This is a genomic window from Pseudomonas sp. IAC-BECa141 (assembly GCF_020544405.1).
Taxonomy (GTDB): domain Bacteria; phylum Pseudomonadota; class Gammaproteobacteria; order Pseudomonadales; family Pseudomonadaceae; genus Aquipseudomonas.
In genome coordinates, this window is the sequence record NZ_CP065410.1 from 6114774 (window position 1) to 6129711 (window position 14938).

Annotated in this window: 9 protein-coding genes; 7 read left to right on the forward strand and 2 right to left on the reverse strand. The window is 60.8% G+C overall.

The window, feature by feature from the left end; translation table 11 throughout:
* Positions 1-46: 46 nt before the first annotated feature.
* From aspA to I5961_RS28145, 3 genes are all read left to right on the forward strand, one after another.
* Entirely contained in the window at positions 47-1471 is a 1425-nt protein-coding gene (gene aspA, locus I5961_RS28135) for an aspartate ammonia-lyase (RefSeq protein ID WP_085696738.1), read from the forward strand.
* A 442-nt stretch (positions 1472-1913) separates the two neighbouring features.
* A complete protein-coding gene (locus I5961_RS28140) occupies positions 1914-3359 on the forward strand; it encodes an alanine/glycine:cation symporter family protein (protein ID WP_085696737.1) in 1446 nt (481 codons plus the stop codon).
* 99 nt (positions 3360-3458) lie between these two features.
* Positions 3459-4463 (forward strand): asparaginase, encoded by a 1005-nt coding sequence (locus I5961_RS28145; protein WP_227233945.1) that lies wholly within the window; start codon positions 3459-3461, stop codon positions 4461-4463.
* Between the two features lie 68 nt (positions 4464-4531).
* Here the strand turns inward: I5961_RS28145 and I5961_RS28150 are convergent, their stop codons facing one another.
* Positions 4532-4936: a hypothetical protein gene (locus I5961_RS28150; protein WP_227233946.1), complete on the reverse strand. Its 405-nt coding sequence runs from the start codon at positions 4934-4936 to the stop codon at positions 4532-4534.
* Positions 4937-5299: 363 nt separating this feature from the next.
* Here I5961_RS28150 and I5961_RS28155 point away from each other — a divergent pair, with 363 nt between their 5' ends.
* The 4 genes from I5961_RS28155 (at position 5300) to I5961_RS28170 (ending at position 13341) form a co-directional block, all read left to right on the forward strand.
* Positions 5300-6298 (forward strand): AraC family transcriptional regulator, encoded by a 999-nt coding sequence (locus tag I5961_RS28155; RefSeq protein WP_227233947.1) that lies wholly within the window; start codon positions 5300-5302, stop codon positions 6296-6298.
* A gap of 132 nt (positions 6299-6430) precedes the next feature.
* Entirely contained in the window at positions 6431-7456 is a 1026-nt protein-coding gene (locus I5961_RS28160; RefSeq protein WP_085696733.1) for a histone deacetylase family protein, read from the forward strand.
* Complete coding sequence (locus I5961_RS28165; protein ID WP_227233949.1) at positions 7453-8553, forward strand: polyamine ABC transporter substrate-binding protein; 1101 nt, start codon at positions 7453-7455, stop codon at positions 8551-8553. The genes I5961_RS28160 and I5961_RS28165 overlap by 4 nt, the downstream gene beginning before the upstream one ends.
* A 174-nt stretch (positions 8554-8727) precedes the next feature.
* On the forward strand, positions 8728-13341 hold the full coding sequence (locus tag I5961_RS28170) for a dermonecrotic toxin domain-containing protein (protein ID WP_227233951.1): 4614 nt from the start codon (positions 8728-8730) through the stop codon (positions 13339-13341).
* On the opposite strand, the gene I5961_RS28175 is transcribed toward I5961_RS28170, so the two are convergent.
* Positions 13342-14895 carry a PLP-dependent aminotransferase family protein gene (locus tag I5961_RS28175; protein WP_227233953.1) on the reverse strand — a complete coding sequence of 518 codons (1554 nt, stop codon included), beginning with the start codon at positions 14893-14895 and terminating at the stop codon, positions 13342-13344.
* Positions 14896-14938: the final 43 nt, after the last annotated feature.

Below are 14938 nucleotides of genomic sequence, written 5' to 3' on the forward strand. Positions count from 1 at the left end.
GCAGCGTTCCGGCACAGACCGGGTCCATATCGAGATGATTTCTATCATGTCCTCCGCTGCATCATTCCGCACAGAAAACGACCTGCTTGGCGCCCTCGAAGTCCCTGCTCAAGCGTATTACGGCATCCAGACCCTGCGAGCGGTGAACAACTTCCGCCTCTCCGGCGTTCCGATTTCGCACTACCCGAAGCTGGTTGTCGGTCTGGCGATGGTCAAACAGGCCGCCGCTGACGCCAACCGTGAGCTGGGCCACCTGAGCGAAGCCAAGCACGCTGCCATCAGCGAAGCCTGTGCACGTCTGATCCGCGGTGATTTCCACGAAGAGTTCGTGGTCGACATGATTCAAGGTGGCGCCGGTACCTCCACCAACATGAACGCCAACGAAGTGATCGCCAACATCGCGCTGGAAGCGATGGGTCACCAGAAGGGCGAGTACCAGTACCTGCACCCGAACGACGACGTGAACATGGCGCAGTCGACCAACGACGCCTACCCGACCGCAATCCGTCTGGGTCTGCTGCTGGGTCACGACGCGCTGCTGGCCAGCCTCGACAGCCTGATTCAGGCATTCGCGGCCAAGGGTGAAGAGTTCAACCACGTCCTGAAGATGGGTCGTACCCAGCTGCAAGACGCCGTGCCGATGACTTTGGGTCAAGAGTTCCGCGCCTTCGCCACCACCATGAGCGAAGACCTGGCCCGTCTGAAGACACTGGCTCCGGAAGTCCTGACCGAAGTGAACCTGGGCGGCACCGCGATCGGCACCGGCATCAACGCCGACCCGCGCTATCAGGCCCTGGCCGTAAAGCGTCTGGCGCTGATCAGTGGTCAGCCGCTGGTTCCAGCCGCCGACCTGATCGAAGCCACCTCCGACATGGGCGCCTTCGTGCTGTTCTCCGGCATGCTCAAGCGCACCGCGGTCAAGCTGTCGAAGATCTGCAACGACCTGCGTCTGCTGTCCAGCGGCCCGCGCACCGGCATCAACGAAATCAACCTGCCGGCGCGTCAGCCAGGCAGCTCGATCATGCCAGGCAAGGTCAACCCGGTCATCCCGGAAGCCGTGAACCAGGTGGCCTTCCAGGTCATCGGTAACGATCTGGCGCTGACCATGGCAGCCGAAGGCGGCCAACTGCAACTGAACGTGATGGAGCCACTGATCGCTTTCAAGATCCTCGACTCGATCCGTCTGCTGCAACGCGCCATGGACATGCTGCGCGAGCACTGCATCGTCGGCATCACCGCCAACGAAGCGCGCTGCCGTGAACTGGTCGAACACTCGATCGGTCTGGTCACCGCACTGAACCCGTACATCGGCTACAAAAACGCCACCCGCATCGCCCGTATCGCCCTTGAAAGCGGCCGCGGCGTGCTGGAACTGGTGCGCGAAGAAGGTCTGCTCGACGAAGCCATGCTCGCCGACATCCTGCGCCCGGAAAACATGATTGCTCCGCGTCTGGTGCCTCTGAAGGCCTGATCCGACGCGTTACTTGTAGCACCGCTCACCAGGTCGAGGGACTAGACACCTCTCACCTTTTGAGGGCTTGGGGAGCATTCCCCGAGCCCTTTTTTTTAACTGTTTGAACCTGAGAACCGTATGTATGGAAGCTGGCCGCAAACCGGCTCCCAGACAAGCCCGACGCCGGTAACGTCGGGTGTTTCAAAGCTTCGTTTCGTCGCTTGCACCACAACCGTGCAGACGGGCGCCGCACTGATCGGTATAGTGCCGCCCCTCTTCGCGTGAGCGGTCGTCGGTAACGAGGCCATAACCCATGCGAAACCCGAACTAATAACAAACCCGCGATATGGATCCGGGACGAAACCCTCGCCTCGCCCGTTGTGCCGCGCGCACACCGGTGTAACGCGATGTTTCCGACCATCCAGCATTTGCTTACACAATAAACAGCGAGGAAAAATCCATGCTCGAAGTCATCAACGACTTCCTCTCAGGGAAAGTACTGATCGTGCTCATTGTCGGGCTCGGTAGCTACTTCACGATTCGCTCGCGTTTCGTTCAATTGCGCCACTTCTTCCACATGTTCGCGGTGTTCCGCGACAGCCTCAAAGGCAACGCCGGGCAGCTCAGTTCGTTCCAGGCCCTGATGCTCAGCCTTGCCGGCCGCGTCGGTGCGGGCAACATCGCCGGTGTCGGCATCGCCGTGACCCTCGGTGGTCCGGGTGCGGTGTTCTGGATGTGGGTGACCGCTCTGGTCGGCATGTCCAGCAGCTTCTTCGAATGCACCCTGGCCCAGGTCTACAAGCGCGCCGACGGCGACGGTCTGTACCGTGGCGGTCCGGCTTACTACATCCAGCACGGCCTGAAACTCAAAGGCATGGCGGTGGTGTTCTCGATTCTGCTGCTGGTCACCTACGGCTTCGCCTTCATCGGCCTGCAGTCCTACACCGTGACCCACTCGCTGCAAAACGCCTTTGCCTTTGACCCGCAACACACCGGCATCGTCCTGGCTGTGCTGCTGGCCATTACCTTCATCGGTGGCATCAAGCGTATTGCCTCGGTGTCCGACCTGCTGGTACCGATCAAGACCCTGGCCTACATCGGCGTGACCCTGTACGTGATCGGCACCCAGATCGAACACGTGCCAGCCATGCTGGAAACCATCTTCAAGAGTGCCTTCGGCCTCGACCCGGCTTTCGGCGGCCTGCTTGGCAGCGCCATCGTCATGGGCGTGAAGCGTGGCGTATTCGCCAACGAAGCCGGTCTGGGCAGTGCGCCGAACGTCGCCGCCGTGGCCGCCGTGAAGCACCCTGGCGCTCAAGGCGTGGTTCAGGCGTTCAGCGTGTTCCTCGATACTTTCGTGATCTGCACCTGCACCGCGCTGCTGATCCTGCTGTCGGGCTTCTACACCCCGGGGTTCGAAGGTGACGGCATCGTCCTGACCCAGAACTCGCTGGCCGCCGTGGTCGGTGACTGGGGCCGCCTGTTCGTCAGCGTCGCGCTGTCGCTGTTCGTCTTTACTTGCATCCTCTACAACTACTATCTGGGCGAAAACAGCCTGCAATTCCTCACCCGCAACCGCGCTGTGCTGATGACGTTCCGCGGTCTGGTGCTGGCGCTGGTGGTCTGGGGTTCGATGCAGGATCTGTCGACCGTGTTCGCCTTCGCCGACATCACCATGACCTGCCTGGCCTTCGTCAACCTGATGGCCCTGGCCATGCTGTTCAAGGTCGGCATGCGCGTGATGCGCGACTACGATGCGCAGCGCCGCGCCGGCGTCGACCAACCAGTGTTCGACTCCAGCAAGTTCAGCGACCTGGATCTGGACCTCAAAGCCTGGCCTGCCAATCCGTCGGCCGACACCCAGGCCAACACTCAGCCGCAAGGCATCCCGGCAGCGCAACGCTGATCGGGTAAAAACCGGGCGCAGCTCTTGCGCCCGGCGTGACACAGGCAGCGGTCGGCGTCATGCTCGACCGCCTGCTGTCCTCGCTCAGGAGAACTCCCCATGAATTCCTCGACCTACCCTGCCGCCCAGCACGTCATGGTGCTGTACACCGGTGGCACCATCGGCATGCAAGCCAGCGCCAATGGCCTGGCCCCGGCCTCCGGTTTCGAAGCGCGGATGCGCGACTACCTGCGCAGCCAGCCTGAGCTGGTGGTGCCGCAGTGGCGCTTTCGCGAGATGTCGCCGCTGATCGACAGCGCCAACATGACCCCGGCCTACTGGCAGCAACTGCGCGAAGCGGTGGTCGACGCCGTTGATGTGCAGGGCTGCGACAGTGTGCTGATCCTGCATGGCACCGACACCCTGGCCTACAGCGCCGCCGCCATGAGCTTCCAGTTGCTCGGCCTGCATGCCCGTGTGTGTTTCACCGGTTCGATGCTGCCGGCCGGCGTCACCGACAGCGACGCCTGGGAAAACCTCAGCGGCGCGCTGGTCGCCCTCGGCCAGGGCCTGGCGCCGGGCGTGCATCTGTATTTCCACGGCGAACTGCTGGCCCCGACCCGTTGCGCAAAAGTGCGCAGCTTCGGCCGTCATCCGTTCAAACGTCTGGAGCGTCAGGGCGGTGGCGTGAAAGCCACTTCCCTGCCGGCCGCGCTGAACTACAACCAGCCGAAGCAACTGGCCAGGGTTGCCGTGCTGCCGCTGTTCCCGGGCATCGGCGCCGAGATCATCGACGGCCTGCTCGACAGCGGCATCCAGGGTCTGGTGCTGGAGTGCTACGGCAGCGGCACCGGACCGAGCGATAACCCGGCGTTCCTGGCCAGCCTTGATCGGGCGCGCAATAACGGCGTGGTCGTGGTTGCGGTTACGCAGTGCCATGAGGGCGGTGTGGAGCTGGATGTCTACGAAGCCGGCAGCCGTCTGCGCGGGGTTGGCGTGTTGTCCGGCGGCGGGATGACCCGTGAGGCGGCATTCGGCAAGTTGAATGCATTGCTCGGCGCAGGGCTGGATGTCGCGCAGGTTCGCCGGTTGATGGAACTGGACTTGTGCGGGGAGCTGCTCTGAGTAACACAGACCTGCGATCTGATGCCTGAAACAAGCAGGCCCTCCCCAGGGAGAGCCTGCACCAACAATTACTCTTCAGCCAAATCAAAACTTCCCGCAAACTTCCTTTTTCCATTGTCGAAATCAACACTGACGATACCTTTGAACGCCATCCACGGAAACCCCGTTACACGCTCCAGCTTTACTGTCCCTACCCCATCGAGATACAAAACATCGTCCGTCGTAATCTCGAAATGTGCGTGCTCCGGAATTTTAACTTCCGTGCCCAGGTATTCTTGTTTTACCAGCAGCGTGATTTTGTTCTTGAAACTTTGGCCGTCATAGTCAGCAAACACTAGAGCAACGCCTTCTTTATCGAGGCGCAATCCAGGTAGCGCAAAGTTCCCACCATCCAAAAGCCCTCTGATCATGCCCTTCGGCAAGGAAGCCGCTGAAGATCGGGTGTTGTTGACCTGCGAACCATTGTTATCCATAGCCGTTCTCCGAAATTTATTGGAACCTCAAAACAACAAGTGCACTTACAATCGAAACTAGCAACAGACCCACTGGCAGTCAAATATCAACACGACAAATAAAAAAATGTTTTCAATCAGCCAATATAACTGACGAACGGCAGCGTTTTCGCGAAAAACCTGTCAACTTTGACAGTTGTCGAATGATTGTTTTTATTTTAAGTTTTAAGTGCCAACAGCAATAACTTTAACTTAACCGAAGAATAAAACTTCAGTTATCAACATCGACAAGTTATTAACCGGGCCATCGCTTGATTAATGCAGGCATGCTGGCGGCACACAATTTGCTCATTGTTCCGGTATCCCCAAGGCTGGAAGTCTTCGATGCTCCACTCCCACCTCACCACCCTCAACGCCGTCGCCCTGGTGCTCAACACCTTCAAGGATCAAGGCCTGTCCAGCGAAGCGCTGCTGGCCGGCAGCGGTATCAGCGCGGCGGATCTGAGCCGGGCCGACACCCGCATCACCACCAATCAGGAGATGCAGGTCTGCGCCAACGCGGTCGCGCTCAAGCACGACATTGGCCTGGAACTGGGCCGGCGCATGCATGTTTCCTGCTACGGCATCCTCGGTTACGCGCTGCTGACCTGTGCCACCTTCGGTGACGCTTTGCGGCTGGCGATCCGTTATCCGGCGCTGCTGGGAACACTTTTCGAACTGAGCCTGGAAGACGACGGCGAGCGCGTCTGGTTCGTCGCCGCCGATTACCGCGAGAGCCCGGCAATGGCGGTGTTCAATGCCGAGTTCTGTCTGGTGTCGCTGAAAGTCATCTGCGATGACTTGCTCGGTCATCCGCTACCGCTGCTCGCCACCCGCTTCGAGCACACCGCGCCAGATTATCGCGACAGCTACGCCGAACACTTCAAGGCACCTGTGCACTTCGGCGCCAAGGACAATGCTTTCGCCTTCGACCGGCGCTGGCTCGACCAACCGCTGCCGCTGGCCGACATCATCACCCACCAGGCCATGGCCGAGCGCTGCCGCAAGCAGAACACCGAGTTCACCGGTCGTCAGGCGTGGCTGGGGCGGATCCGTCAGTTGCTCAGCGCGCAACTCAACGCCGCACCGGGGCTGGAAGGTCTGGCGCAGCAGATGAACTGCTCGCCGCGTACCTTGCGCCGGCATCTGAAGGACATGGGTTGCAGTTATCAGGAACTGCTCGACGAACTGCGTTTCGAGCGAGCCAAACAGATGCTGTGCGAGGACCAGTTGCCGATCTACCGCATCGCCGAAACCCTGGGTTTCAGCGAAACCGCGAGCTTCCGCCATGCGTTCGTGCGCTGGAGCGGCGTGGCGCCGAGTCAGTTCCGTCCACACGGTTAAACCGTCCAGGGGCGATATCAGGTCAGCATTTTTGGCCACATCGATCCCCTTTTGGCCTCTCTGGCCGTTCTCCGATTCGCTCCGCGCCGCAACACTGGGATCAACCGAATCAGCCCCTGCGGAGAACAACAAATGCTGACGATCTACTCTGACGATCACCACCTGCACCATGGCCGCTGCGAATTGATCGACGGGCAACTCAAGCCTTGCTTCGAGATGCCGTCGCGCGCCGACCACGTGCTGCAACGGGTAAAACATCAAAACCTCGGCCCGGTCGAGGCGCCGAAGGATTTCGGCCTCGGGCCGATCGAGCGCATCCACAGCCGCGACTACCTCGACTTCTTCAAAGGCGCCTGGGCGCGCTGGACCGAATTCAACACCGACGGCGACTTGCTGCCTTACACCTGGCCGGCGCGCACCTTGCGCCAGGTCAAACCGACCAGCCTGCACGGCCAGCTCGGCTATTACAGCTTCGACGGCGGCGCACCGATCACCGCCGGTACCTGGCAAGCCGCCTACAGCGCAGCCCAAGTGGCGTTGACCGCTCAAGCGGAAATCCAGCGCGGCGCCCGTGGCGCCTTCGCCCTGTGCCGTCCGCCGGGACACCACGCCGCCGGCGATTTGATGGGCGGTTATTGCTACCTCAACAACGCCGCCATCGCCGCGCAGGCTTTCCTTGATCAGGGCCACAAGAAGGTCGCGATCCTCGACGTCGACTACCACCACGGCAATGGCACCCAATCGATTTTTTATGAGCGTAGCGACGTGCTGTTCACCTCGATCCACGGCCACCCGGAAGCGGAGTTCCCGTTCTTCCTCGGCTACGAAGACGAGCGCGGCGAAGGCGCCGGTGAAGGCTTCAACTTCAACTATCCGCTGCCGGCCGGTTCCGGCTGGGATGTCTGGAGCGCGGCGCTGGATCAGGCCTGCCAGGAGATCGACAACTACGGCGCCGACATCATCGTCGTGTCGCTGGGCGTCGACACCTTCAAGGACGACCCGATCTCGCAGTTCAAGCTCGACAGCCCCGATTACCTGGCGATGGGCAAGCGCATCGCGGCTCTCGGCAAACCGACCCTGTTCGTCATGGAAGGTGGCTACGCGGTGGAAGAAATCGGCATCAACGCGGTGAACGTGCTTGAAGGTTTCGAACAATGAGCAGACTCAAGCACCTCATCGCGCCGGCGTTGTGCGCAGCGCTGCTGAGCGGCGCGGCGCACGCGGAGGAACGCACCCTGCGCGTCTACAACTGGTTCGACTACATCACCCCCAAAGCACTGGAAGACTTCAAGGCGCAGAACAGCCAGACCAAACTGGTCTACGACATCTTCGACACCAACGAAGCACTGGAGGCCAAACTGCTGACCGGCAATTCGGGCTACGACGTGGTGGTGCCGTCCAACGTGTTCCTCGCCAAGCAGATCGAGGCCGGGGTATTCCAGCCGCTGGATCGTAGTCAGTTGCCGAACTGGAATCACCTCGACCCGAAACTGATGAAGCTGATCGAGGCCAACGATCCGGGCAACAAATTCGCCGTGCCCTACATGTACGGCACCATCCTGATCGGCTTCAACCCGGCCAAGGTCAAGGCAGCGCTGGGCGACAACGCACCAGTGGACAGCTGGGATCTGATCTTCAAAGAGGAGAACATCAGCAAGCTCAAGCAGTGCGGCGTGGCCCTGCTCGACTCGCCGTCGGAAATCCTGCCGCTGGCCCTGCAACACCTCGGCCTGGATCCCAACAGCAAGAACCCGGCGGACTACGCCAAGGCTGAAGCGCTGCTGTTGAAGATCCGCCCGTACGTGACCTACTTCCATTCGTCCAAGTACATGGCCGATATCGCCAACGGTGACATCTGCGTCGCGGTCGGTTACTCGGGCAGCTTCTCGCAAGCCGCCAACCGCGCCAGGGAAGCGAAGAACGGCGTGGTGGTGGACATGCGCCTGCCGAAGGAAGGCGCGCCGATCTGGTTCGACATGCTCGCCATCCCCAAAGGCGCGAAGAACCCGCAGGACGCCTACACCTTCATCAACTACCTGCTGCAACCACAGGTGATTGCGCCGGTGAGTGACTTCGTCGGTTATCCGAACCCGAACAAGGACGCCACCGAACGTGTCGACCCGGCGATTCGCAACAACCCGAATCTGTACCCGACCGATGCGGCGATGAACACGCTCTACACCCTGCAACCGTTACCACGGGATGCAGAACGGGCGCGGACCCGGGCGTGGACCAGGATCAAGTCCGGCACTTGAAACCAGCCATTGAAAAAGACCCGCCTTCGCGGGTCTTTTTTTGCGCTATCCCTGTACCGTACCGTGTCGCCGGCGCCCTTATCTATCTACCACCGCACAGGCAAAAACCCGGCTTACCGTGGACCGGAATCGAAGTAGCAATCCCGCTACCTTCTTCACCCATGGAACAGGCCCGTGAATACACCTGCAGTGACACACGACGTGTCCCCTCCCTTGCTGAAACAGAGCCGACTGGTCGAAATGGCCAGTCAAGGCTATTCGCTGCATCAGATCGCCTCGACACTGTTGCGTACAGTATTGAGCGAACGCTACCCCGACCAACACCTCGATCCGGATAACACCCTGCTCGCCACACCGGTACGCAACATGGACGCGCCGCAGATGACCGTCGAAGCCTGCAACTTCGAAACGCTGACCCACGTCCTGATACAACAAAGCCTGCACAAGACCACCGCCGAGTTCATCGAAGGTGAACACTTCCTGACAGGCATGCCCCTCTCCAATCCACCGCTCCATCTGGCGGTGAGCATGGATGAGCTCACCTTATTGATGAACGAACATGCCCCTCTGCTGTTCGTCGCATTTCAGCAGCGCCAGCTGGATTACTGGAATGAAACCGAACAGGACCAGCCCCGTTGGCGAGCACTGTCCGACCAACTGCGCTCGGCTGTCGATGTTCAGACCGCCAGTGGCTGGGATAGCGACGCGTGCCTGCTGGCGCGCTTCGTCGCGCAGTACCCGGACAAAGCCGAACGCCCGACCGCCAGCGATCATTTCACCGGACTGCGAGCCTGCATCATGGACATCGACCAGGTCGATGGCAGCACCGTCACGCATGCGCTTGTCGCCGGCGCCCTGGTCATCACGGCAACCCTCGGCAAACGGCAGCGAATTCTGCTGCACACCATTGACGACGGCTATGAATCGTTCGATTCACTGGAACAACTGGGAGACTCCCTGCCGGAACGTATCGATCCCGAACACCCACAACCACCGCTGCAGTGGCGCCTGATCGAACCCGACGGCAATATCTTCGACGCTGTTGCCCAGGCACTCGTGGCCAATCAATTGGTCGCCATCGCGGCACTGGATCCCGCCAGTCAGCACCTCGACAACCGGGTCATGGCTGGCTCACAGAACACCAACCGACTCAGCCCGCCGGAACGAAACCGGATCAACCAGTTGGAAAAGGCAATTCCAGACTGGTTGAAAGCGGCGTCGGCGACGGACCTGCAAACCTACAGCCGCTACCTGGTCGACCTCGGCGCGTTGCGTCAGGAGGCTGCGGACGGCGCGTTCAAGGTCGATGACCTTCCTGCAATCAAACCCTATGCCGAGCAAAAAATGCAGGAGGCAATACTGGCCGATACCCGCGCGGAGGGGGCCGCCGACCTGCCGCTGGACCGCTTGCGAATCACCGTGACCGACAGCATGGAAACGGCTGGCTTCACCTTCGCCAATCCCTTGAGTCGGGTTCGCGAGACGCTGGGTGAATTCGCCTTGCAAAACACCCCGCCGTATCAGGCAAGCATCGACTTCGACGATGGCCGGGCCTTACCGGCGTGGCTGACGGTCGATTACCTGAGTGCCCTGGCAGAGCAGGTCGACATTGGCCTCCACTACCCGAAACTGATCAAACGCAACCTTATCGACGACCCGGTCCGTGCTGCCGAACAGAAGACTCGCTACACGCGCCAACTGCCCATACTCCTGCCGTTGCTGGCGCTGGAATGCAAACTCCGACATCTGGGTGGCGTCGATGAACGGGGTCACGCCTGCATCCGTCAGTTGATGGACGCCATCACAGGCAATCAACCGTCGCAGGAGCATCCGGTGACCATCCGCCCACTGGCGTTTACCCCCGTTCGCCGCCTGAGCGGTCAGTCAGACACCGTGACCAACATGTTCATCATTGCCCCCCGCGATCATCGCCAGGGGCCTTGCCTGTTGTATCGACCGATGACGGACATGCCACTGATGCAGTTCGCATCCCTGCAAAATCTGATGTATGCGCTGTACCAGCCCGGGGAATTGCGCAGTTCCGTATTGGCCTGGCTCGGCTCGCCTTCGCTGAGTTTCGAATACTCGCAGTATGTTTTTGCAACAGGGCTTCCTTCCCCGTGGACGGTGACCCAACTGGTGTTCGAACCCTTCATGCACCTGGACCTGACCGGACCCATCAAACTGGCGAACCAGCCTCTGACGGGAGACATTCTGGGCACCTTGCATGCGGCCAATAGTCGGGCATTGATCGAACTCGCCGACCGCCAGTCGGTGTCCAACAGCGAGCGGCGCTGGGCATTGCTGGCCGAAAGCGGCTGGGCGATCTTCAGTATCGCCTCCAATTTCATGAGCGGAGCGGCAGGTGCCGCCGTATGGGTCTGGCAGACCATCGAACAGATTCAGCAAGCCATCGATGCCCATGAACGCGGCGATGACCTGATGACCTGGCAATCGACTGCCGACATTCTGATGACACTCGGCATTCTGTTGACCCACCGGGTCGTCGCACGGCGCAACCGCTCGCTGAATCCGCAATTGAGCGCGACCCGGGAAACGCCGCAAACCTTGCGGGAAGCCGAAGAACCTTTCGAAAACCAGACAACGGAGTTGTCACCTGCCCCGAAGGCTGTCACCCACGATCCTGTCACCCTCACCGGAGACATCCCCGCCGGCCATCTCACACTGCTGGAACCTGCGCTCCTCCCGCGACCGGACTCCAGCGAGCGCTTCACTGCGATGCTCGACAGTTTCAAGGTCGAGGCCCCTGACCTGCACGACAAACAGGTGTCATCGACCAACCACCTCTATACGGTCGCGGACAAGACCTATGCCCAGGTCGGCAGCCGCTGGTTTCAAGTCAGTGCCCGCAAGGACGAGCCGGTGTACATCATTCATCCGCACGACCCGCTACGCACCGGCATGCCCCTGAAATATGACGACAAATCCGGACAATGGCACTGGGACCCGAAACTGCGCTTGCGTGGGGGCGGTCCGACCGGTCGCCTCGACGCGCTACGGCGCGCCAAGGAACAAGAGAAGGACGCCGCGTGGCAAGCCCTGCAACTGTTCTTCTCACGTGAACCGGCAAACAAGCGCGACATGCTGACCGAATTGCTCGCCTTGCCCAATGACAACAGCGAAGCCACCTATTCGCGCGCTGCGCCACGTTACCTGGACCTGGCCATGACGAATGGGACGGGCTACACCCAGGCGCTGGAACAGCTCGCGACCTGGCACCAGAACGGTGGCGGCGGTGTTTTCTACCAGGCACAACTGATGCGCATGACCGCCGAGCAGCATCGCTGCCTGGGTTCATGGCTGCGGGTGAAGATACGCCTGTATGCGATGACGTCCAAAAGGATCGCGGACAGCTTTGACAACAGTTCTCCCCTGTCACGCAGTGAACAGATCGACATCGCGACCCGAGCCACAGCACTCAGTGACGAAATGATCGCCACCCTTCAGACGCTGAATCGCTCTCTGCTTGTACTGGTCAAGCATTCCGGCAAAAGCGCAAAACTGGCCGCAGACTTGAAACGGTTGATGCCCGCTTACGGCGAACTTGATCTGAAGGCCAACGAAATCGGCATGTCCTTTGAACGCTGCGTCGTCGAACATCCCGGACCGGAAATGGACGCCGCCCGGCAGGACATCGGCATCATCACCGTCAAGGCTGCAGACGCCGCTCACGAGCTGCTCGGACTTTCACGCACAACCGCCACTGCGGACGGAAAAGCCGCGCGTATCGAGCAGTTTTCACACTGGAATGACCTTCTCTCCAGTCTCGACGATCAGATGGAACAGTTGCCCGCCAAACACCCTGCACAGTTCATCCAGGCCAGGATCGACAGGATTCGCGAACTGATCGGCGAGTTCCGTGAGCTGGCCCGCGAGCGCCTGATCGCCGAAGTCCCCGAGCCTCAAGTCGAGCCCATCGCGACACCCGCCAGACAGGATCCGCAGCCCTCGACTTCGCAACCGAAGGTCAAAGTCAGCAAAACCCGTCCGCGCCAGAATACCGCCGAACAGGCCCGCTTGCCCGGTACGACCCAGTCGGACGAAGAATCACCGTTCGTGAAAATTTCCGCTCGACCACCGAAACCGGCACAGTCAGTCGAGGACAGTGACCTGATCAACAAAGCGCAGGAGCTGAGCTATGACATCAACGACTTCATCACGAGGACTCGCGAAAGTGCCCGGCGTCCGGGGCGCATTCCCGCTGATATCAGAGACATGTTCGACCAGCAGGCCGCACGCCTGGAACAGGCGGCCAATGACGTGGACACGGTATTTGCCAAAAGGCGCGCAGCCAAACTGGATTCCTGGCCGGTTGCCGCTCTCAGTCCGGATCTGCGTGCCGGCGCGACCATCACACGCACCGAAGGCAACGCCGTCTACGGGGAGATGCTCAAGCAGCGCAAGCCCCGGGAAACCTATTTCCACTGGCTGTACGACAACGGTCAGGTCGACGTCGTCAAGGACGAACGCGGTCGCATCCGAACCCGACAGCGGGGTGATTACTTTCAGGAATACCGGATTCTCGACAAGGCCAAAGGAGGACGACCGATGTGGGTGGCGCATTTCCACTACGAACGAAAGAGTGACGCGGATGCCCAGTACACCATCGCCCACCTGAAATTCGCTGATGCCTATCTGCAGACCCTCGATGAAAAGACCCGTCAGACATTGAGCACCTTCGATGCCGTCGACAATGCAATGCGCCGCATCGTCGACCCGACGGTGCGTGACCTGTTCCTCAAGCCACAGCCGGCGGGCACCCGATAACTATTCACACCAGACAGAGCGCAGGCGGGCCAGAGCCGACTCGATTGCCGGCTCCGGCACCGCCGCAAAGCCCAGCACCAGACCGGCCCGCTGATCGAGCGGCGTCACCGAATCCGGCAGCCAATACTTGCTCAGGCCCTGGACTTCCACCTCCACACTGGCGGCTTGCTCTATCAACTGCTGCTCACGGGCCACGCTGTCGACTGCCACCGTGAGATGCAGTCCGGCCGACACAGCCGGCAATTCGCCGACGCCCGCCAGGCCTTGAGGCCAGCCGTTGATCAAGGCATTGCGCCGATTCACAGCCGCGCGACGCATCCGCCGGATGTGCCGCTGGAAGTGCCCGGCCGCCATGAACTCGGCCATCACCGCCTGGGTGCTGACTTCAGAATGCCGGACATCCACCGCACGTCGTTGCGCAAACGCTTTCACCAACCCCGGAGGCAGCACCAGATAACCCAGACGCAGCGCCGGGAACGCGACTTTGCCGAAGGTGCCGACGTACAACACACGACCCTGGCGGTCGAGCGCAGCCAACGGGGCCAAGGGCGCGCCGGTGTAGCGATATTCGCCGTCGTAGTCGTCCTCGACGATCCAGCCCCCGGTGCGCTCGGCCCAGTCCAGCAGTTCCAGACGTCGCGCCAGGCTCATCACTACCCCGGTCGGGTACTGATGAGACGGCGTGACATACGCCACCCGGCAATCTTCGGCAGCCGCCAGTGCCGCGCAGTCGATGCCCTCTTCGTCCACGGCAATGCCATGCAGCCGACCACCGGCCAGCGCGAAGGCATGACCCGCTGCGCGATAGCCGGGATTCTCGATGCCCACTCCGGCGCCCGGTTCAACCAGCAACTGTGCACAAAGGCTGATTCCCTGTTGTGCGCCACTGGTGATCACAATTTGCTCAGCGGAACACTGCATGCCGCGCGAACTGCGCAAATAAGCGGCGATCAGACCGCGCAGGCGCGCATCGCCCGCCGGGTCGCCGTAACACAGTTGCTGCAAATCGGGTTTGCGCCAGAAGGCCGCGTTCAGCTTGGCCCAGACGTCGAACGGAAACAGATCGAAGGCCGGAACACCGACCCGGAATGCTCGTGGCGGACCACTGGGTGGCGTCGGCAAATGGTTGCGCTCAAGCCGCTGCAACGCACAGCTGTGGATAACTTTGCTGGATAAATTACCAGTGGAATTGAGCGAAATTGTGGATAAGGCTGTGGGTAAGGTTGTTGAAAACCCTGTGGATACTTTTGTGGATAATTTTCGTGCCGGTGTCACCGATTGCGGCAACTGCGCCACATAAGTGCCGTCCCCGACACGGCCTTCGATAAAACCTTCGGCATACAGCTGATCGTAAGCGCGCACCACGCTGTTTCGGGAAATCCCCAACGCTGTCGCCAGATCGCGGCTGGCAGGCAGGCGCGTGCCGCTGGCCAGGCGCCCGTCCAGCACCCGCATGCGCAAGGCCTGGTAGAGCTGACGGCTCAGGCCTTTGCGGCGGTCGAGTTCGACACCGGCGGGGTTGAACGGCAGCGACAGCGTGGGCGAATCGGGCATGAAAATGGACCTATGAAATTGGTCATCAATGGCTCTTACAACA

Bases quoted from the DNA above. Each gene is read 5' to 3' on its own strand.
- I5961_RS28160 (WP_085696733.1), top strand. From the start codon at position 6,431: ATGCTGACGATCTACTCTGACGATCACCACCTGCACCATGGCCGCTGC.
- I5961_RS28145 (WP_227233945.1), top strand. From the start codon at position 3,459: ATGAATTCCTCGACCTACCCTGCCGCCCAGCACGTCATGGTGCTGTAC.
- aspA (WP_085696738.1), top strand. From the start codon at position 47: ATGTCCTCCGCTGCATCATTCCGCACAGAAAACGACCTGCTTGGCGCC.
- I5961_RS28165 (WP_227233949.1), top strand. From the start codon at position 7,453: ATGAGCAGACTCAAGCACCTCATCGCGCCGGCGTTGTGCGCAGCGCTG.
- I5961_RS28175 (WP_227233953.1), bottom strand. From the start codon at position 14,895: ATGCCCGATTCGCCCACGCTGTCGCTGCCGTTCAACCCCGCCGGTGTC.
- I5961_RS28150 (WP_227233946.1), bottom strand. From the start codon at position 4,936: ATGGATAACAATGGTTCGCAGGTCAACAACACCCGATCTTCAGCGGCT.
- I5961_RS28140 (WP_085696737.1), top strand. From the start codon at position 1,914: ATGCTCGAAGTCATCAACGACTTCCTCTCAGGGAAAGTACTGATCGTG.
- I5961_RS28155 (WP_227233947.1), top strand. From the start codon at position 5,300: ATGCTCCACTCCCACCTCACCACCCTCAACGCCGTCGCCCTGGTGCTC.